Consider the following 20305-nt stretch of genomic DNA (forward strand, 5'->3'; position numbering starts at 1 on the left):
CAGTTATGCAATGAGTAGAAGTGCTTAGTGCAGATTAAGGGCAGACGCCGTAGGCTCAGAGCAGTTGCTCTAAGGATAGTTGAAGCGATGGATGCCACCAAGGAAGCCCAAATCAAAGCCCATGCACTGGCGTTAGCGGAGTTGCTTTACGACGAGACAGACCCTGAACAAGTCAAAACATTGGCCGGGATCGAAGTCGCCGTTCGTGACCACCTACTGGAGTATGTGGGGCCTGAGATCGGAAATTTTTTATCTGCACAAGCAGCGGCACAAGCTCTGGGCGAAAGCGGCACATCCAGAGTATCGTCGGACGCTTAAGTCTGAGTCAGCGCCAGAGCCAGCGGCTTAAGGTCAAGGCCCGCACCCAGTGGAGTCCTCAGGTTGAGACGTGCTGCTTGCTGCTGAGTGCCAACGAAGCCTATGCGCGAGCTGCCGACGATATCGCTGTGCTCACCGGGGTGTGCGTGTCAGGGAGTACCCAGCAACGGCTGGTGCATCGTCAAGACCTAGAGCCACCAGCGGTGGACAGCGGGGTTAAGGAAATGAGCTTAGACGGGGGCAAAGTCCGTCTGCGGACTCCTCAGGGGCAGCCCTGCCAGTGGCGCGATTACAAGGGGGTAAACCTGCATCAGTGCAGCATTAGCGCCTTCTACAAAGACAACGACAGCTTGGTCAACTGGCTCAACCAGCAGCCCTTAGCGCATCCCCTCGTTTGTCTTGGGGATGGTCACGACGGCATCTGGAACCTGTTTTCACAGATCGGGCATCGCAGCGAGCGCCTTGAGATCTTGGACTGGTACCACCTGATGGAGAATTTGGGTAACGTGGGTGGGTCTCAACAGCGTCTTGATGCCGTCGAAGCCTGCTTGTGGCAAGGGGATGTGGATGGGGCGGTTAGGCTATTCGACGACTGGTCCCATGAGCGGGTAGACCAGTTTATCGGCTATCTGGCTAAGCATCGGCTCCGTATCGTTAACTACAGCTACTACCAAGCTGAGGGGATTTCAATTGGCTCGGGTGCCGTGGAGTCGACTATCAAGCAAATTGGTAGGCGGGTGAAAATTTCAGGCGCTCAGTGGAAGGAAGACAACGTTCCACAAGTCCTTCGCCATCGCTGCGCTTATCTCAATGGTCAATTCTCATCCTGAGTCTTGTAAGACTGGGATGCACCCAATAGATCAGAAGTGTTGAATCTTGATGGTAAAACTTTACAAAAAGCACTCTCAAGAGGCGGATTATTGAGAATGGAAGCAATAAGTAGGTCATTACAGGCAGAATTATAGATCTTTTGTACTGGATTCAGCTATGAACTTGCCCTGCTAACATTGCGTTCAACACTTCTGCCAATAGATCTGATTGTGCTGAATTTGTCCACGATCAATCAACTCAAGTACAGCGATTAATAGGATTGGCTTGTGTGGAGCATCCTTATCTCTCCGGAGCTTGGCAATTTTTTGGACGTAATCGCTGAATGGCTTACTCATTGAGGTCTGTAGAACTCTGAAAAGTCTTCGGGAAGGTAAGCAGGAGGTTCTCTGAATCGGTCTGTTTGTGAAATCTCTTCAATCAGTGCGTACTGACCTGGAAACCATCGAGAGATCAAAACTGCGGTTAGGCTACCTCTGATATCTGGTTGACATAAAAATTCAAATAGATCCTCGTCAAGATAGGCATACCTGATTGCGCGGTTCACTTCGGCAAAGGTCTTAAGCTTCACACCTGATGAAATGAGGTGTTCATAACTAGAGTTTGCCCAAAAATGCCAGAACTTACCACTTCTCATGTGAAAGAATGGTCGAGAAATATCTGGGCGATGATTCAGTGATCCTAGATAGCTCCAATACTTTAGAAATGTTTGAATTAGTTTAGACTCTAAGTAGATCTGATTTTTTGTAATAATTCTACGCTGGATGTGCTCGATCACTGACAGGAGCAAAATGGGTTTGTGTGGTGCAACTCCATGAGCGCGATCGACCCTCAATCGCTGAAACTTCTTAGCATAATAGTCAAGTGCTTCAATCTTCAAAGGACTATTTAGATCCCAATAAATTTATAATTCTCGTTTCTATAAAAACTTTGTTAAATCAAATTCTTCAAAATTTGAATCTTTGGTTTCTCTCAAGGATTCTAAAAATAAGAGTATCTGCTCTCCGTAACTTAAACTGCCACGAAGTTGCTCTTGAAGAATCTCAAGTCCACCATTTGCATATTCCTAAAAAATTCTAGCTTTTTGTTGATCACTTTCTTCATCCTGAGATAAGATTCGAGCGTTTTGGGTTTCGGCAAAAGCAAGTAGTCCGATTATCGATTTATCTCTAATCTGCTCCTGAAGGACAGGATCAGGATCTTTCCGAGATGCTTTTTCAGAGCTAATTTATGAAGCAAATCTTAAGAAGCCTGAAACTCTTGGCATGTGTGGCTTTGAGGTCATGTTTGCCCAGGAAAAGCGGTTTCTCGGAAATCCTTGATTAACAAGGCTTTCAGGCTCCTTTACAAATTAGCTCTCAAAGGGAACTCGTTTTTTGTAATGAAATCCTAGCGCGGCTGCGAAAGATAAGATATCCCCGTAGGTGAGGAACACGCCTTCATCTCCTTCTTTGGCGTGAAGTGATCTAACGAACTCGTCCTTATCTGCTGCGATTTGAATTCTAGCGAGCGCCATACTGGTGAGTCAGAAAATCGGTTGATTTTAGGGTTCCCAGGTTAGGTAGGGAGTTTACACAATATTATCCACAAAGAAACGGGCGATACTTGACCAGACTTGCTTCACGTTGAGTTGCCTGCCCGCAGAATCTCTGCCACCGTCAAGTCTAGCCCCGGCAACAGGGCAGACTCAAGCCGCTGATTGGGGTCGTGGGTGGTGTCGTCATGGTTAACCTTGCCTCCGGGTGTAGTTTAGTTGCCCCCACCCCATCCGCCCCTCTTGTACGTCAGCCATCAGTCTTGTCCTTCACGCTCTTGTCCTGCATTTTGCGGTTGGCTATGAAACATCTGGAGCAACCAGCGGCTAATCTCACCGTCTTCCTGCGTCTGGCTGCGCTTGAGGGCTTCTTCCACAAGGGCGATCGCCAGTCCTGGCAGCACCTCCGACTCGCGGATTTGCCGACTGCCCCCATCCGCCACCGCAAAGGCAATCACCTCACCCTGCTCCACATCCACCACCCAGTATTCCTGCACCCCCAACCGCTCGTAGAGCAGGCGCTTGCGTCCAAGGTCATCGCTGAGGATTGTAGAGGCAACTTCGATGACCAACTGCGGCGCACCAAACTCGTTTACATCAATGGGCTGAGAAGACTTGGGTGGAATGCGGAACGCGGCACCAATGTAATATGCCAGGTCAGGCTGACACTCGCGCACGCCTGGTTTGCGAAAACTGCCGTTGGTAAAGCCTTTGAGGCGAATATTTTTGACCGTGCCGTAGAGACTGACCGTTTGGGCAAGAATCGTATTATCCTGGCTATGCCCAGATCCAATCGGCATCGTCTCAATCCTCATCGAGTCAGTGTCGTAGTAGAACCGGGCTTGTTCTAGTTCAGGGCGATCGCCCAGTGCCAGAAAGGTCTCCCAACTCGCTTTGACCCACGCATCGGTGACCAGATTTTGCGGTGCGGGTAAGGTATTCACCATTGGCTAAGGCTCCTTTGCAGGGCGACTCTGACCCGCCAGTCTACCCTTTGACTGCGATGATCTCAGTGTACTCAAACTCGTTGGGGCTGCGGCAGGGAGATTAGGATGCTGGTGGTGAATTCATTGCGAATCTGGGCACTACTCTTGCAAAGGCTTGATCGCAATCAGAAGGGATTTGTCAGTTAATCTGCCTCTCACGCTTGAAGCAGGCCCTAATCTGCCACCAGAACGGTGAGTGCTTGGGGGATGACACGAAAGGTGGCGGGGGTTGCCGTGGTGATCTCGCCATCGGTGTTAATCGCGTGGGGTTCGCGGGTGTAAATTTCAATTTCCTGACCATGCAGACCGCGCACCCAGGGAAGGCTGGCCTGCTGGCCCCGGCGCATCTTCCAGAGCAGGGGAATGAACTGCCACAGGTGCTTCACCTCTAGGCTGTAGAGGTCGAGCCGCTGATCATCGATCGCCGCATCCTCAGCGATCGCCATCCCTCCGCCATAGTAGCGACCATTGCCGACTGCGATTTGGAGCGTTTTGACGGCGATTGTCTCCCCATCTACCCGGATCTCGGCTCGGAAGGGGTGCAGTTGGGTGAGGGCTTGAACAGCGGAAATGGCATAGGCCAATAGGCCCCAGCGCTGCTTCATGCCCTGGGAGAGGCGACGGGTAATTTTGACGCTGAGGCCAAGGCTGGCCACATTGAAGAAATACTTGCCATTGACCCAACCCAGATCGATAGAGCGACGCTTGCCCTGGGCGATCGCGCGACAGGCATCTGGGATACTTTGCGGTAGTCCAAGGGTACGCGCCAGGTCATTGGCCGTACCCAGGGGCAAAATTCCCAGCGGCAACTGAGTCTCCACTAACACATCAACCACTCGATTAAGGGTGCCATCGCCGCCGCCGATAATCACCAAGTCCAGCTCATCTCGGTGCTTGCGGATCAGATCTGCGAGTTCGCCCGATCGTTTGGAGGGCACCAGCACCAACTCAAACTCTAGTTCATCCAAGATGTCAACCGCTTGAGCCAGGCGCTTCTTCCCGCTGCGGGCATTGCGATTCACAAAGATGAGGGCACGTTTGCTCATGGTAGGACTGGAAGATGCGCGATGCTGCTTGCAGGATAGCGAAGTCGGAGCGATCGCCCAAAGGTGCAGGGACTTGCAGAATCAGGGCGATCGCCCTGACCCCGATCGCCCTGCCCCCGATCGCCCTGACCCCGATCGTCCCGACCGCAGGTGTAGAATCGGGAAATGAAAAATTTCCCCGGTTCCCCCAACATCCCTGCTGCTGCCTGGACGCGCCCCATTGGGCAAGGCTGGGACAAGCCCTACACCGTCCGCTATGCCAGCAACCTAGACGACGGCCCGTGGCACGGGATGCCGTTGGGGGGCTTTGGGGCGGGTTGCATTGGGCGATCGCACCGAGGCGACTTTAACCTGTGGCATATCGACGGCGGCGAACACTGGTTTCAATCCATGCCCGCCTGCCAGTTCAGCGTGTTCGAGCAGTCGGCCCAGGGCACCCGGGCCTATGCGCTCGTAAAGGAAGCAGATGAGCGCGGGCTATGCCCTCCGTTCGTCGCGCCGCTGCCCGAAAATCCTGGCACGTATCACGCGCTATATCCGCGCAGTTGGTTTGCCTACGATGGCGGGCTTCAGGCAAATTTGGTCTGCGAACAGTTTTCGCCAATCTGGGCCCACAACTACCAGGAACCGAGCTATCCGGTGGCGGTGTTTGTGTGGACGGCGCACAACCCAACAGATGCGCCGATCACGCTGAGCCTGATGCTGAGTTGGGAAAACATGACGGGCTGGTTTACCAACACGCTGAAGTCGCCGGATGTGAAGGTGCGGGATGATGGCAGCCCGGTTTACGAATATCAGCCCCGCATTGGCGAAAGCGAGGGGAACTTTAACCAGTGGCGCATCGAGGGAGATGCCGCAGGCTGCGTGCTGGGGCGAAGGCTGGAAGCACCACCCGCCGAGGGGGATGGGCAGTGGGCGATCGCGCTGTTGCGGAGTGATATTGCTGACCAGACCTCCCAGACGGAAGTCTTCTATCACACCCGTTGGAATCCGACGGGTGACGGCGGCGACCTGTGGGCGACTTTTTCAAAAGATGGCTCGCTGCCCAATGTGTGCGACGAAACCCCCGCCATAGCAGGAGAAAGAATTGCGGCGGCGATCGCCCTCCGGGTTACCCTGGCTCCGGGCGAAACGCGGGAGATGCCGATGGCGCTGGCGTGGGATTTTCCAGTGACGGAGTTTGCCGAAGGCGTAACTTACCTGCGACGCTACACCGACTTTTTTGGCGCAACAGGGCAAAACGCCTGGGCGATCGCCCGCACTGCGCTGGCGCAGTATCGCACCTGGCAAGCGCAGATTCAGCAGTGGCAGCAGCCGATTCTCGACCGGGGCGACCTGCCCGACTGGTTCAAGATGGCCCTGTTTAACGAACTCTACGCCCTGACGGACGGGGCAACGCTGTGGAGTGCGGCGACGGAGCGCGATCCGGTCGGTCAGTTTGCCGTGGTGGAATGCCTGGACTACCGCTGGTACGAGAGCCTGGACGTGCGGCTATACGGCTCCTTTGCGCTGCTGATGCTGTTTCCAGAACTGGATAAGGCCGTGCTGCGAGCCTTTGCCCGCGCTATTCCGGCCGCAGACCCCACGCTTCGCAAAATCGGCTACTACGCCACTCAGGGAACGGAAAGTCCGCTGGTTCCCCGCAAGCTGGCCGGAGCCACGCCCCACGACCTTGGCGCACCCAACGAACACCCCTGGGAAAAGACCAACTACACCAGCTATCAGGATTGCAACCTCTGGAAAGACCTGGGAGCCGATTTTGTCCTCCAAGTTTATCGAGATTTTGTGCTGACGGGCAGCACCGATACGCAGTTTCTTGAAGACTGCTGGCCCGCCGTCGTGTCCACCCTCGCCTACCTGAAAACCTTCGACCTAGACCACGACGGCATTCCCGAAAACTCCGGCGCACCCGACCAGACCTTCGACGATTGGCGCTTGCAGGGCATCAGCGCCTACTGCGGCGGGCTGTGGATTGCGGCGCTGGAAGGGGCGATCGCCCTTGCAAAGTCCAGAGGTCAGCACTCCAACCCAAACGCCCCCCCTCCCACAGATTCCCCCGAAACCCGATGGCAAGAATGGCTCACCCAATCTCGCGCCATCTTCCACCCGACGCTGTGGAACGGGCAATACTATCGGCTCGACAGCGGCAGCGGTTCGGACGTGGTAATGGCAGATCAGTTGTGTGGGCAGTTTTATGCGCGGCTGCTGGGGCTGCCGGATGTAGTGCCGGAGGACTGTGCCCGGTCGGCGCTGAAGACGGTGTATGAAGCGTGCTTCCTCCAGTTTCACGGTGGTCAGTTTGGCGCGGCCAACGGGTTGCGGCCGGATGGATCGCCCGCGAACCCGAAGGATACGCACCCGCTAGAGGTGTGGACGGGCATCAACTTTGGGCTGGCGGCGTTTCTGTGGCAGATGGGGTTGCCAGATGAAGCCCTGCGGCTGGCGGAAGCCGTGGTGTGTCAGATCTACAGCAACGGCTTGCAGTTTCGCACGCCAGAGGCGATTACGGCAGTGGGCACGTTTCGCGCCAGCCACTATCTGCGGGCAATGGCGATTTGGGGAATCTACGGCGTAATGACAGATTTTGCTACGCTGCGATCGCCCTAGCGGTTTCTACCGGAAAACCAACCGCCTTCCATGCTGGCATCCCGCCGCGCAGTTCCGACACGTTGAGGAACCCAGCGGTGCGGAGTTGGGCAGCGGCGATCGCCGTTTCCTCGTCTGTATAGCCATAGACGTAGAGATCGCGCTCCAACTCCAGATAAATCAGCGCCGTGTCCACTAGCTCAGCCGTTGGCATCGAGACTGCGCCCTCGATATGGGCAGCGTTGAACTCTGGGCGATCGCGCACGTCGATAATCGTCAGCGCGGGTTCGCCCCAGTCCAGTCGGGCCTTTAGGTCATACACGTTGGACTTCGGACGGAGCGGCGGCGGTGTGGGAATCAGTCCAAAAAGTCGCATGGCGCAGTGCAGGTGTGTGAGGTGAGCAGGAGGAACAGAAAGGCAGTCATCAGGAAGAACCAAGAGGAACCGGAGTCAGGCGACAAACCCGCTGTCATGCGGATTCCCCCCAAAACCCTAATTCCTAACCCCCGACCCCTTCTATACCTGCACTGTAGCAACATTGCCCAGGATTTACAAACTTTTGTATCCGAACCTTGACGAACGATCCGCAGCGTGGCACGCCTACTCACGAATCCAGGGGGATTTCGGCGATCGCGCTTAGGTCTGGCAGCGGCAGCGACGGGCTGGCGGTGGATTGGGAATCGCCCCAACAGCGGATGCCCGGCCCACAGAGGGCGCAGTCGTTTCGCAAATCCTGCTGGCGGGGGAATGGCTCGCCTTGGTCGTAGCGCTCTAGCCAGAGGGACAGGCGTTGCAGTCGTTCGCTCAGGTCTTGACGAGTTTGCTCATGGGCCGCCTGACTATAGGGAAACGCCAACCGCTGCGGCTGTGGGGTCGATGCGCCCGGTGGCGTTGCCCGCACAAACCAGTAGGTCATCGTGATTTGCTCTGGCTCATAGTCGCTCGTTTCCGCCAGCACAAAGGGATAGAGCCGCGTTTGCCAGTGTTGTGCCAGCCATTGCGGCTGCTTGGGTTTGCCGTAGGTCTTCCAGTCTAGGATTTCAGCCTTGTCCGGCTGCTGCACTAGCAGGTCATACACCACCGTCAGCAGATAGCCCTGAAACAGCAGGCTGCGGCGGTGTTCGCTCTGACGCTGCTGGTCGGAATTGGGCGCAAACACGTCTGGCGCAGCTTCCACAAATTCCCACACGCACCGCTGCAAGTCCGGATCGGCCGGAGTCAGCGCGGCGATGGGCAGCCCCAACTCTCGCTGCTGCATCAGCAGGTGAAACTGGCTACCCCAGTCGAGGTTTTCCTGCTGGTCGGGGTTGGGTGGCGCGGCAAGCTGATCGAGATAGACGTGCTGAAACTGGCGTGGACACAGATCAAGCAGGTTAAGCTGTCCCTGAGAAATCCGCATGACGGGCGATCGCCCCATAGTGCCTCCCTCCAATCCCTGGCGACCCGCTAACCTGACAAACCTCTAAACTCGGGTCAGCACAAACACACTGCCCTCGTTGCCCCGCCCAATCCGCAGGTCGTCGTCTAGGTAGGTAATGTCCAACCAGCCTTTGCGATTGCCGGGGTCTATCCGAAAATCGGCGGCGGCGAAGCGTTTGCCGCTCTGGATGTCCTGAATGAACTGGCTGGGGTTGCGATAGCCGATTAGCCGCTGTAGCCCAAAGATGCCCCGCTCAAAGCCCACATCCACGCGGCGATCGCTCACAGGCTCAAACCGCGCCGCAACACTGACCAAGCCCTCCAGCAGCGGCAGACTGGTGACTTCGGCAATGTTAAACACCTGCTGCGTCTTGACGCGGATGCACTGATAAATTTGCCCCAGCGTTAGGACGGGGAAGCGCCCAATGCCCAACAGTTCAGTGCTGGTAGTGTAAAGCAAGCGCCAGTTGCCGTCGAGCTTTTCTGCGGCTTCGAGCGGTCGCGGCGTGGGGTTAAATTCTTCCAGTCGAGCCACTGCCGCCAGGATCGCCAGGTTGTCGGCTTCGGAGGCCAACAAGCCCCGATTTTTTCCAGCGATCGCCTGCAAGAGTTTCGCTTTGCCGAGGGTCATGGGTGCGCCTGCTGAGTAAACGCTTTGATGCTGAAAGGCTGATGGAGAAAGGGACGAGGGCGATCGCCTAAGCTATCCAAAACTCATCGTTTTAGCCAAGTTCCATCCGTCTCATCCGTGACGGATTACACTAAAGAGTATATAGAGATTTGAAAAGGACAATGCGTAACCCTGCTCTGCGTGAAATTCCCCGCAACCAACCGGCCGAAGTGATTCCCCTCCAGCGCGATGCGTCTATTTTGGACTGGCTGGAAGGAACAGGGCGGCTGCTGGCTCGCGAAAGCGGCGACTTCGACTTCTCAGACGACGAAGAAGAAATTAACGAGCTGATGGCGGGCGAAGACAACAGCTACGACCTGGATGATGATGACGACGACGTGCTAGATCTGGACGACTAGTGCTTTGTCAAAGCCTGATTTTAGGGTTGATCCTTAGTTCGTAGTCGGCGCTTTAGCGCTAGAGCGCTCACTACAAACCCTGATTTATAACGTTGACGCAGCACTAGGACGGCGTTTTGCGCCAGCCCGAGGGTCGGCCCTAGCAGGGTCGGCCCTAGCATTAACCAGACTCGTCGCAGCTTGTCTCGTTCTGCAATGAACTAGCGGCTCAGTATCTTACAGCTTGTCGAGCGTGCAGGATTCAGCTTGTGCGCTCGTTTTGGTGGGCCCAAGCGAGAAAAATTTCTTGCGATCAAAACTTTTCCTCAGGTGGCACCATAGACCTGATGCAGCATTTTTGAAGCTTTTGAAACTGTTGAGGTTCGCAGAAAGCTGGGAAACTTTCGTCTTTGCAGGACAGCGCGATCTCGCCCTGCAAGAAATGCTGTAGAGTTTGCAGAATCGTCCGTTCCTTAAATAACTCCGCCCCCACTTCCCATGAACGTTTGGAACCAACTCACGCTGACGACCACGCCCCTGCCGACTTGGATTCGCTCTAGCCTGCTGCACAGTTGGGTCGGGGCGCTGCGGGGCTGGCGTAGAGGAAGCTGGCTCATGCAGTGGGCAGACCCAATCGGGGCAGTGCTGGCGGCGATTGTGTTTGGGTTGGCTCCGTTTGTGTCTACGGCGCTGATTGGCGTGCTGCTGATTGCCTGTGGCGGCTACTGGCTGCTGCTCACGCTGTCGGATGATAAAGGACTGGGTTTAACGCCGATTCATCTGCTGGTGCTGCTGTATTGGCTGGTGTCGGTGGCGGCGACGGCGCTTTCGCCCGTGCGGACAGCGGCCATTTCAGGGCTGATCAAGCTGACGCTGTATATGCTGCTGTTTGCGCTGCTGGCGCGAGTGCTGCGATCGCCCCGCATTCGGGCTGGAGTCATCGCAGTGTATTTGCTCACGGCGCTGGCAGTGAGCGTCGAGGGTATCCGACAGTGGTTCTTTGGCGCTCCTGCCCTGGCCACCTGGGTGGATGCGGGGTCCACCCTGGCAAAAACGACCCGCGTCTATAGCTACTTGGGCAACCCCAACCTGCTGGCGGCCTACATTTTGCCAGCGGTAATGCTGAGCGCGGCGGCGGTGTTTGCGTGGCGGCGCTGGCTCCCCAAGGTGCTGGCGCTGCTGATGACGGGACTGAATGCTGCCTGCCTAGTGCTGACCTTTAGCCGGGGCGGCTGGATTGGCTTTGTGATGGCAGGGTTTGCGCTGGTGCTGCTGCTGGCGCACTGGTTTAGCCGCTATTTGCCGCAGTTTTGGCGACGCTGGGCTATCCCGTTGGTGTTGGGAGTGTCGGCGGCGTTCGTCGTGCTGGCTGTGGCGGCGGTTGCCCCACTGCGCGATCGCGTCCTGAGTATGTTCATGGGGCGGCAAGACAGCAGCAACAATTTCCGGCTCAATGTGTGGGCTGCGGTGCAAGACATGATTCGCGATCGCCCCATTTTGGGCATTGGCCCCGGCAACGATGCCTTTAACCAGGTCTATCCACGCTATCAGCGGGCGGGCTTTTCGGCGCTCAGCGCCTACTCTATCCTGCTGGAAATTTTGGTGGAAACGGGAGTCATTGGGTTAACCGTGTTTCTCTGGCTCCTGTTGGTCACGTTTCACCAAGCCTGGACGCAACTCCAGCGCCTCCGCGCCGCCGCAAACCCGGATGGATTCTGGCTAATGGGGGCGATCGCCACCGTGGTCGGAATGCTCTTCCACGGACTCGTAGACACAGTATGGTATCGCCCCCAGGTCAGCACGCTCTGGTGGCTCATGCTGGCGATCGTTGCAAGTTACTACGTACCCGCTTGGGGCTGGAAGCCAATAGATAGCTATCAAGCAACCGAAATAACGGAGTAATGGAGTAAGGGGGAAATGTCAGGGTAGGCAAGGGAGGGATTTAAGGAATTGCTGCAAGCTTCGCAGATGCTTGACTAAGCTAGGTGGACATTAATAAACATAAAACCCAAAGACCCTGCGCTGCCCGCGCAGCGGGCGGCGCAGGGTTCAGGATCTGTTTTTTAATCTGGGTTATCTCCTTAGTAATCCAAGGTCGAAAATCCAAAATCAACCCAGCCTCCCGCTCCAGCGCAATAAACTCTGCTGAAACCTAAATCCGCTGTCGGCTATTGTTAACCTGGTGGCGTTTCCTGGCCGAGTCGAGTTTTCTCGTAGATTGTTTGGCGGGGGGCGCTTCTTGGGAACACTGGTAGAAACTTTTACAAACCTTTCGGACAAAGGGGAGACTGAAGCAACACTATGGAGCAGCGGACACACACCACTCCAGACGGGAAAACGGTCATCGTCCTGATGCCCACCGGACGCTTGGATATCACAACGGCCTGGCAGTTTCGCCTGAAGCTGCAAGAGTCGATTTCCCGACTCAGCCCCCACATTGTCGTGAATTTGTCGCAGGTGAACTTTATCGACAGTTCTGGCCTCACGTCGTTGGTGGCTGGGATGCGCGATGCCGACAAAGTAAAGGGCAGCTTCCGCATTTGCAATGTCCACCCCGAAGCCAAGCTGGTGTTTGAGGTGACAATGATGGATTCAGTATTTGAAATTTTTGAGACCGAGGAAGAGGCGCTAGAAGGCGTGCCCCGGAGTGTGGCCACGGGCTGATGAGCCGGGAAACGCGGCCAGGAACTGGGCGATCGCCCCAAGAATTCCGCCGCCTCATGTCCCATCGCGCCCCATTCCTCCGTGATGTGGGATAATGGGATCACAATAATTTAAGACTTCCCGTGAGCGACGTTCGCACTGTTTCAGATACTAAGCGTGCCTTCTACAGCCTCCACACGCGCCCGATTAACTCGATCTATCGGCGCGTAGTGGAGGAGTTGATGGTAGAAACGCATTTGCTCCTGGTCAACGCTAACTTTCGCTATGATCCGGTATATGCCTTGGGCGTGGTGACGACCTACGATCGCTTTATGCAGGGGTATCGTCCTGAAAAAGATCAGGAGTCGATTTTTAACGCTCTGTGTCAGGCGGTTGGCGGCGATCCCCAAGCCTATCGGCAGGATGCAGAACGATTGTTGGCAGAGGCGGCGCATCTCTCACCAGAGGATGTGGTGTCCAAGGTGCGAGAATCAACGGAACCGACGGATGGGTTGGTCGGCGTGCTGCGCGGCGTGGCGAGCAATCCAAACTTTAAGTACAGCCGCCTGTTTGCCATTGGGCTGTATACCCTGCTGGAGCACATGGACAGCGACATGATGAAGGACGAGGCTCGCCGAGCGGCAGCGCTCCAGTCCCTCGGAGATGCGCTGAACCTATCTGCCGACAAAATGCAGAAAGACCTAGAACTCTATCGCAGCAACTTGGACAAGATGACCCAAGCGCGGGCTGTATTGGAGGACATCCTGAAGGCAGACCGCAAGAAAAAAGAGGAACGCGCTAAGGCGAAAGAGGGAAAGGTGGAAGATGGGGCGATCGCCACTCCACCCAGTTCTCCGTCTGAGCCTAGCTGAGTCCGAGGGTTGTCGTAAAATTTTTGGAAAGGCGGTACTGGCCTGCAAATCCAGTGCCGCTTTTTAGTTGGAGGCTTGATGCCAAGGGGCGATCGCGCTCGATCATCACTCCTAAATGGGACAAGTTGGGCGCTATCTTGGCTTAATCCAGCCAACATGCTTAGGATCAATCTAAAAATCGGGATGAAAGGATTTGAACCTTCGGCCCCCTCGTCCCGAACGAGGTGCGCTACCAAGCTGCGCTACATCCCGGTGGTGAAATCTAAGACTTAGAAGTCTACCTCAGATATTCTAGCCTATCACACGTTGCAATCAGCCTAGCCTTTATAATTCAAACAGTGTGATTTGGGCAACAGCGCGTGACGGTCAAGCCAACGAAACCAGACTGGCTGCGGGTAAAAGCGCCGCAGTGGGAGCGAGTCGGAACAGTCAAAGAAATCCTGCGGGATTTGGGGCTAAACACGGTCTGCGAGGAGGCCTCCTGCCCCAATATTGGCGAGTGTTTTAATGCGGGCACAGCGACGTTTCTGATCATGGGCCCCGCCTGCACCCGCGCCTGTCCCTATTGCGATATCGACTTCGAGAAAAAGCCAAAAGCGCTCGACCCGCAAGAGCCAGAGAACCTGGCAGAGGCTGTGCGCCGCATGACGCTGAACCATGTGGTGATTACCTCGGTGAACCGGGATGACCTGCCCGATGGCGGCGCGGCCCAGTTTGTGCGCTGCATCGAAGCCGTGCGGCGGGTATCGCCTCAGACGACTATTGAGGTGCTGATTCCTGACCTCTGCGGCAACTGGGACGCGCTGGCGCAAATTCTCGACGCTCGTCCTGAAGTGCTGAATCACAATACGGAAACGGTTCCCCGGCTGTATCGGCGGGTGCGTCCGCAGGGCGATTATGCCCGCACGCTGGAGTTATTAAGGCGATCGCGCAAACTCGCTCCCTCGGTCTACACCAAGTCGGGCATTATGGTGGGTCTGGGCGAGACGGATGAGGAAGTGCGCCAAGTGATGCAGGACTTGCGCTCGGTGGATTGCGACATCCTCACCATCGGGCAATATCTCCAGCCCAGCCCCAAACACTTGCCATTGCAGGCATTTGTCACGCCGGAGCAGTTCGATGCGTGGCGCGTGGCGGGCGAGGCGATGGGCTTTTTGCAGGTCGTGTCTTCGCCGCTGACGCGCAGTTCTTATCACGCCGAGCAGGTGCGGGCGTTGATGCAGCAGAATCCGCGTTGATTGGGGGTTAGGGGTGGGGCGAGGCTTGAGGCAGACGGTTGGACAAGGCTTATTCAGCGCCACAGCATTTGGGATAATGGCCAGATGTCTCGTCTTACAGGATTCCCCATGCAGACCCGCGAACCCGTAACGGTTACTCCGAATTCCTCCAGTGTCACGAGCGATCGCACTGCCGCCATCAGCCGCACCACCAAAGAAACCGACGTGCAGGTGAGTCTGAACCTAGACGGGCAGGGGCGCTGCGTGGCGCAAACGGGCGTGCCGTTCCTCGACCACATGCTGGATCAGATTGCCTCTCACGGGCTGATCGACCTGGACGTGCGGGCGACGGGCGATGTGCAGATCGACGACCACCACACGAATGAAGACGTGGGCATTACGCTGGGCATGGCGCTGGCCAAAGCGCTGGGCGATCGCAAAGGGATTCATCGCTTTGGGCACTTCGTCGCGCCGCTGGATGAGGCGCTGGTGCAGGTAGCACTGGACTTTTCGGGTCGGCCGCACCTCAGCTATGGGCTGCAAATTCCCACCCAGCGCGTCGGCACCTACGACACCCAACTGGTGCGCGAGTTTTTTGTCGCCGTGGTGAACCACGCCCAGATCACGCTGCACATCCGCCAGCTTGACGGCATCAACTCTCACCATATTATTGAGGCGACGTTCAAAGCTTTTGCCCGTGCCCTGCGGATGGCGGTGGAAGTGGACCCGCGCCGGGGCGGGGCGATTCCTAGCTCGAAGGGCGTGCTGTAGGCTGCTGGGCGCTGCGGGCGGGCTGCGGTTGGTTGATGGTCAGCCGGGGCAGGCGATGCTTGAAGCTACACAGGATTTCCCAGGAAATCGTGCCCAGCGTCTCGGCCCAGTCGTCGGCGGAGATCCGCGCCTGCCCGTCTTGCCCCAATAGCGTCACCACTTCGCCCTCTTGCAGGTTGGGAATGGTGCTGACATCTAGCATCATTTGATCCATCGTGATTGCGCCGATTTGGGGAACATGCTGCCCCCGCACCAGCCCCGTCATCCGGTTCGACAGGTTGCGCGGCACGCCGTCGGCGTAGCCGATCGCCACGGTGGCAATGGTCATGTCTCGGTCGGCGATGAAGCGATAGCCGTAGCTGACCCCCGTACCAGGGGCGATCGCCTTGACCTGGGTCACTCGCGCCTTGATCTGCATCACTGGGCGCAGGTCAATTCCCTGGGCCAGGTGGGGCGCAGGGTATAGCCCGTACATTGCCAGCCCCACACGCACCCGGTCGTAGTGCAGTGCCGAGTCTGCCAGCGTTGCCGCCGAATTTGCTAGGTGCAGCTTCGGTGGATTCACCCCTGCCTGCCGCATTTGGGCGATCGCCGCTTCAAACCGTCGCTGCTGGAGCCGCATCACGGTTTCATCGGGTTCATCCGCCGTCGCCAGATGAGAATAGGCGCTGGCAATGTGCAAGTGCGGCAACCCCTGCACTAGTTGCCCAAACGCCGCCGCGTCTTGCCAGGGCGCACCCAGCCGAGACATCCCCGTATCCAGCTTCAGATGAACCGGAAGCGGCTGCCGCAGGGTTAGCTTGCCTGCCGTTTCCGAAAAAACCAGCGCTTGCCGGGGGGTGCAGAGCGTCGGCTGGAGCCGCCAGCGGGCGATCGCCTGCACCTGCTCTGCTGTATTCGTCGCGCCCAGCAGCAGAATCGGAGCCTGAATGCCGGCCTCGCGTAGCTCAATGCCTTCGGGAATCGTCGCCACGCCCAGCCAAGTCGCCCCAGCTTGTAAAGCAGACTGGGCGATCGCCACGGCCCCATGCCCATAGGCATCCGCCTTTACCACCGCCATCAGTTCCGTCCCTGCTGCCAGCCGCATCTGCAACTGCTGGACATTGTGGGCCAGCGCCGATAGGTCAATCTCCACCCAGGCCCGCTCCCGCTGCATCGGGATCAGGCTTGGCGTGTGTTCCCAGCTCAACATACCCCACTCCTCACACACTCTCTGGTCAAGTGCTAACTATGCTAGTATGCGTGTTAACATCCTTTAAACCTTTTTATAAATCCAGCCATCAATGGGCAAGGTTCTGGTTCTCAACGCCTCGTATGAACCGCTCAACATTACTAGTTGGCGACGGGCAGTGATCCTGCTGATTAAGGGAAAGGCGGAGCAAGTCGAGCATAACGGCAAGCTTGTGTATGACAAATTTCCCCTGCCGACGGTGATTCGGTTGCGCCACTACGTCCGCGTTCCCTACAAAGAAATTCCGCTGACTCGCCGCAATATCCTCCACCGAGACAGCCATTCCTGCCAATACTGCGGCTATACGGGCGACGAGCTAACGCTGGATCACGTCTTGCCCCGATCGCGCGGGGGCGAAGACACCTGGGAAAACATTGTGACCGCCTGCGTCCGCTGCAACGTTAAAAAAGGAAGCCGCACGCCCAAAGAAGCCAACATGATTTTACGCCGTCCACCCCATCGCCCCCATAGCGGGCTATATTTTGAAGTCACCAAGCACATAAAAAGCGGTGTGCATCAAGAGTGGCAGAAGTATGTCATCGGCATATGACCCCTGTGCGGCGATCGCACGGGGGTTTTTGCTTGGGCGATCGCCCAACTCCCTTTCCACAAGGGTTTTCGGTTCTGGGGCTACGTCTGGCGAAGGGTCGGGAAACTGGCCCCTGGGTGGACTGCGAAGCGCTGTTTTTTTTGTCATGATCGCAGTAGGGGAATGCAGCGAACCTCGACTTGGACGCAAAACGCCTTGAAATTGCTAGACAAAGCGGGTTTGGCAGAGCGCACAGTTTAGAGGGCTGTGTGGAACGGGGACTGTAAAAAGAAAAAGGATTGATGAGCGATCGCCCACTCGGTTGACTGGGGATGCTGCCCTCCCCTACGGTGGATTTAAGCTTTGCAAGTGATCGTTGCACCCCGTGAATGCAACTCGTAAACGCAACCCGTGAACGCAACGCAGTAGAAGCAGCCTATAAGCAACCTAGAAGCAGCCTGTAAGCGCAACGTGCAAGCGTAACTTAGTATCCGTTTTTGACATCAATTTCCAACGCTATGCAATTGAATTCAGTTCCTTCTCTAGATGTACTGCCGACGGATATAGGGTCTGGTTCGGTTGCCCTTGGTGCGGGCGATCGCCCCCCCGCAGACGGCGACGACCCCTTTCAACGGCGAGCCGACTGGACGCTTTCGACCCCCCAAGGACGACGGCTAACGGAGCAAAAGACTGCCGCTTTGCGACAGTTGTTGGAACAGCATCGGGGCGATCGCCAACTGATCATTCTGCAAGACTTTCCCGACCCCGATGCCCTCTCTAGCGCCTGGGTCTACAAGCTAATCGCTGACCAATTCAACATTCGCTGCGATATTGTCTACGCAGGCACCCTCAGCCACCAGGAAAACATTGCCTTGGTGCGGCTGACGGGGCTGCCGGTGCAGCGCTGGAGCTATCAAGCCGCTAAGGAAAAAGACCTGTCCGTCTATGGTGGCGCGGTGTTTGTCGATAACCAAGGCACGACCACCCAGCTGCTGTCGCTGATCGAGCAACTCAAGATTCCCGTGGCGGTTGTCATTGACCACCACAGCTTGCAGGGCGATCTGCACGCCGAATTTTCCGACATTCGCCCCCAAAGCCGCGCCACAGCCACCATCCTGACGCAATATATCCAGGCAGGCATGGTGCGGCTAGACAGCAGCAACAATGAGCATGTGAAGTGTGCCACGGCGCTGATGCACGGGCTACGCTGCGATACCAATCGGCTGATGCAGGCTCAAGAAGAAGACTTTCTGGCGGCCGCCTACCTCAGCCGCTACGCCGACGCACAACTGCTCAACGCAGTGCTGCAATCCTCTCGCTCAAAGCGGGTGATGGATGTAATCGAGCGATCGCTCCGCAACCGCATTATTCGCAACAACTTCTCTATCGCCGGGGTCGGCTATCTGCGCTACGACGACCGGGATGCCATTCCCCAAGCAGCCGATTTTCTGGTTACAGAAGAAAACGTCCACACGGCCGTAGTCTATGGCATCGTCCACGATGAAGACGAAGACTTGGAAATCGTCATCGGCTCCCTGCGAACCAACAAGCTGACCCTCGACCCCGATGAATTCATCAAAGAAGCCTTCGGGCAAGATGCTCAGGGACGATACTTTGGCGGCGGGCGATCGATGGCAGGTGGCTTCGAGATTCCGATGGGCTTTCTCTCTGGTTTCAACGAAAATAGCGACTACACCCGCCTCAAATGGGAAGTGTTTGACTCTCAACTCAAGCAAAAACTGCTGCGGCTGGTCAACCCCGAAGACGAAGTGATTCGCACCTCATAGGTACCCCATAGCTTAGCTATGGGTCTGTCCCTGAGAGCTTAAGTTTTCATGCAGAGGGCTGGCGAGGGCGATCGCCTCCAGCCCCTATGCACCAACAGATTCTGGAACTGCCCTGAATTAGGCACCAGGGCATACCTGGAGTATGCTTGACTCATCCTTCTCCCAAATCTTTGCGGTACTGGGTCTGGGTCTCGTTTCCGCCCGCGTTCAGCCATACCCGCCAGATCTCAACGCTCAGGACTAGACTATGGCAGCTAAACCCTCCAGTTCTAACGCCAAGCAGGCCCAAAACAAACAGGTTCATAACAAAATAGAGCAGTTCACCTCCGAGGCGCTCTCCAAAGCCTTTTTCATAGACGGGTTAACCGACGAAGAAGAAGACGATAACCCCTACCTAGAATATTCCTACCATGAGCCGGGTGCCCTGCCAGGAACGCTCACCATTGAGGACGACGCGCCGCCCCCCGTCATTACCCTGATTGACTATTGCGAAGACAGTGCAACTCGGATTCCTATCAACGAGCCGGAAGAAGCCATTCCCTACCTGGATGCCGAGTCGGTTTCCTGGGTAGATGTCAAAGGCCTCGGCAGCGAAGACGTACTCAAGCGCTTGGGCGATATTTTTAACCTGCATCCACTGGTTCTAGAAGATATCGTCAACGTGCCCCAGCGCCCAAAAGTCGAAGAATACGGCGACCAACTGCTGCTCATCACCCGCATGGTGACGCTGAAGGACAGCGGCCGCGGCTTTTTCACTGAGCAGGTAAGCTTTATTCTGGGAAAAAACTATCTGCTGACGGTGCAAGAAGAACCCGAATACGACTCCTTTGGGCCCGTGCGCGAGCGCATTCGCTTGGGCAAAGGCACAATTCGCAGCCGTGGAGCCGACTATTTGGCCTACTGTTTGCTCGATTCTATTGTGGACGGCTTCTTTCCGGTACTAGAAACCTACGGCGAGGAGCTAGAGGAACTGGAAGATGAGGTGGTAGCGAAGCCTGTCCGCACCACTCTTGAAAAAATCCACACCATCAAGCGAGAACTGCTCAACCTGCGGCGATCGATCTGGCCAATGCGGGATGCCATCAGCGCCCTCATCCGCGATGGCGAAGACCTGCTTCAGGACGAAGCGCGGATGTATCTGCGGGACTGCTACGACCACGCGGTGCAGGTGCTGGACATGGTAGAAACCTACCGGGAGGTGGCTTCTAGCCTGATGGATGTCTATGTCTCCTCTGTGGGCAACCGCATGAACGAGTTGATGAAGCAGCTCACGCTGATTTCCTCCATCTTCATCCCGCTGACGTTTATTGCCGGAGTCTATGGCATGAACTTCAACCCCGATGCATCCCCCTGGAATATGCCTGAACTGAACTGGTATTGGGGCTATCCATTGTGTTGGGCGGTGATGCTGCTGACTTCGGCAGGGCTGCTGTTTTATTTTTGGAAGCGCGGCTGGTTTGAAAATTACTCAGGAATTCGGGAAGACTAGTGCTGAATTTGTCCATCTGTTTGTCCGTCTGGTTGAACTG

General features: G+C 56.4%; 18 protein-coding genes and 1 tRNA gene. 12 read left to right on the forward strand and 7 right to left on the reverse strand.

Annotation, left to right across the window (positions count from 1 at the left end):
- The first annotated feature begins 87 nt into the window (after nt 1–87).
- Nucleotides 88–1148 (forward strand): ISKra4 family transposase gene (locus JTM80_RS01265; RefSeq protein ID WP_172353248.1). Its coding sequence is split into 2 segments (ribosomal slippage): nt 88–244 and nt 244–1148, totalling 1062 coding nucleotides; the frame shifts between segments, so codons are not numbered across the junction.
- Nucleotides 1149–2937: 1789 nt separating this feature from the next.
- Here JTM80_RS01265 and JTM80_RS01270 read toward each other — a convergent pair.
- Nucleotides 2938–3627 (reverse strand): Uma2 family endonuclease, encoded by a 690-nt coding sequence (locus JTM80_RS01270; RefSeq protein WP_172353796.1) that lies wholly within the window; start codon nt 3625–3627, stop codon nt 2938–2940.
- A gap of 212 nt (nt 3628–3839) precedes the next feature.
- Nucleotides 3840–4712, reverse strand: coding sequence for a lipid kinase (locus JTM80_RS01275; protein WP_172353797.1), 873 nt, complete (start codon nt 4710–4712; stop codon nt 3840–3842).
- On the opposite strand from JTM80_RS01275, the gene JTM80_RS01280 reads away from it, so the two are divergent.
- On the forward strand, nt 4711–4881 hold the full coding sequence (locus JTM80_RS01280; protein WP_172353798.1) for a hypothetical protein: 171 nt from the start codon (nt 4711–4713) through the stop codon (nt 4879–4881). The genes JTM80_RS01275 and JTM80_RS01280 overlap by 2 nt on opposite strands.
- On the forward strand, nt 4878–7319 hold the full coding sequence (locus JTM80_RS01285) for a GH116 family glycosyl hydrolase (protein ID WP_172353799.1): 2442 nt from the start codon (nt 4878–4880) through the stop codon (nt 7317–7319). The genes JTM80_RS01280 and JTM80_RS01285 overlap by 4 nt, the downstream gene beginning before the upstream one ends.
- Here JTM80_RS01285 and JTM80_RS01290 read toward each other — a convergent pair.
- The 3 genes from JTM80_RS01290 to JTM80_RS01300 form a co-directional block, all read right to left on the reverse strand.
- Nucleotides 7300–7674, reverse strand: a complete 375-nt coding sequence (locus JTM80_RS01290) for a rhodanese-like domain-containing protein (protein WP_172353800.1) — start codon at nt 7672–7674, stop codon at nt 7300–7302. The genes JTM80_RS01285 and JTM80_RS01290 overlap by 20 nt on opposite strands.
- 229 nt (nt 7675–7903) lie before the next feature.
- Nucleotides 7904–8731, reverse strand: coding sequence for a PD-(D/E)XK nuclease family protein (locus tag JTM80_RS01295; protein WP_205370417.1), 828 nt, complete (start codon nt 8729–8731; stop codon nt 7904–7906).
- A 30-nt stretch (nt 8732–8761) separates the two neighbouring features.
- Nucleotides 8762–9349, reverse strand: coding sequence for a PAP/fibrillin family protein (locus tag JTM80_RS01300; protein ID WP_205370418.1), 588 nt, complete (start codon nt 9347–9349; stop codon nt 8762–8764).
- Nucleotides 9350–9510: 161 nt separating this feature from the next.
- Here JTM80_RS01300 and JTM80_RS01305 point away from each other — a divergent pair, with 161 nt between their 5' ends.
- The 4 genes from JTM80_RS01305 (at nt 9511) to psb29 (ending at nt 13241) form a co-directional block, all read left to right on the forward strand.
- Nucleotides 9511–9747 (forward strand): DUF3134 domain-containing protein, encoded by a 237-nt coding sequence (locus JTM80_RS01305; RefSeq protein WP_068509204.1) that lies wholly within the window; start codon nt 9511–9513, stop codon nt 9745–9747.
- Nucleotides 9748–10224: 477 nt separating this feature from the next.
- The gene (locus JTM80_RS01310) at nt 10225–11628 is read left to right on the forward strand and encodes an IctB family putative bicarbonate transporter (protein WP_172353803.1); all 1404 of its coding nucleotides are present in this window, start codon (nt 10225–10227) and stop codon (nt 11626–11628) included.
- 399 nt (nt 11629–12027) lie between these two features.
- Nucleotides 12028–12390: an STAS domain-containing protein gene (locus tag JTM80_RS01315; RefSeq protein ID WP_172353804.1), complete on the forward strand. Its 363-nt coding sequence runs from the start codon at nt 12028–12030 to the stop codon at nt 12388–12390.
- Between the two features lie 122 nt (nt 12391–12512).
- Nucleotides 12513–13241 (forward strand): photosystem II biogenesis protein Psp29, encoded by a 729-nt coding sequence (gene psb29, locus JTM80_RS01320; RefSeq protein WP_205370419.1) that lies wholly within the window; start codon nt 12513–12515, stop codon nt 13239–13241.
- Between the two features lie 178 nt (nt 13242–13419).
- Here the strand turns inward: psb29 and JTM80_RS01325 are convergent.
- A tRNA-Pro gene (locus JTM80_RS01325) sits at nt 13420–13493 on the reverse strand.
- Nucleotides 13494–13600: 107 nt separating this feature from the next.
- On the opposite strand from JTM80_RS01325, the gene lipA reads away from it, so the two are divergent.
- Nucleotides 13601–14479: a lipoyl synthase gene (lipA, locus tag JTM80_RS01330; protein WP_172353806.1), complete on the forward strand. Its 879-nt coding sequence runs from the start codon at nt 13601–13603 to the stop codon at nt 14477–14479.
- 108 nt (nt 14480–14587) lie between these two features.
- On the forward strand, nt 14588–15229 hold the full coding sequence (gene hisB / locus JTM80_RS01335) for an imidazoleglycerol-phosphate dehydratase HisB (RefSeq protein WP_172353807.1): 642 nt from the start codon (nt 14588–14590) through the stop codon (nt 15227–15229).
- On the opposite strand, the gene alr is transcribed toward hisB, so the two are convergent.
- Nucleotides 15207–16421: an alanine racemase gene (alr, locus tag JTM80_RS01340; protein WP_172353808.1), complete on the reverse strand. Its 1215-nt coding sequence runs from the start codon at nt 16419–16421 to the stop codon at nt 15207–15209. The genes hisB and alr overlap by 23 nt on opposite strands.
- A gap of 91 nt (nt 16422–16512) precedes the next feature.
- On the opposite strand from alr, the gene JTM80_RS01345 reads away from it, so the two are divergent.
- From JTM80_RS01345 to corA, 3 genes are all read left to right on the forward strand, one after another.
- A complete protein-coding gene (locus tag JTM80_RS01345) occupies nt 16513–17010 on the forward strand; it encodes an HNH endonuclease (protein WP_172353809.1) in 498 nt (165 codons plus the stop codon).
- A gap of 497 nt (nt 17011–17507) precedes the next feature.
- On the forward strand, nt 17508–18776 hold the full coding sequence (locus tag JTM80_RS01350) for a bifunctional oligoribonuclease/PAP phosphatase NrnA (protein ID WP_172353811.1): 1269 nt from the start codon (nt 17508–17510) through the stop codon (nt 18774–18776).
- Between the two features lie 247 nt (nt 18777–19023).
- The gene (gene corA, locus JTM80_RS01355; protein ID WP_205370420.1) at nt 19024–20265 is read left to right on the forward strand and encodes a magnesium/cobalt transporter CorA; all 1242 of its coding nucleotides are present in this window, start codon (nt 19024–19026) and stop codon (nt 20263–20265) included.
- Nucleotides 20266–20305 lie beyond the last annotated feature (40 nt).

This window comes from Thermoleptolyngbya sp. PKUAC-SCTB121, from assembly GCF_016919485.1.
Lineage (GTDB): Bacteria > Cyanobacteriota > Cyanobacteriia > Elainellales > Elainellaceae > Thermoleptolyngbya > Thermoleptolyngbya sichuanensis.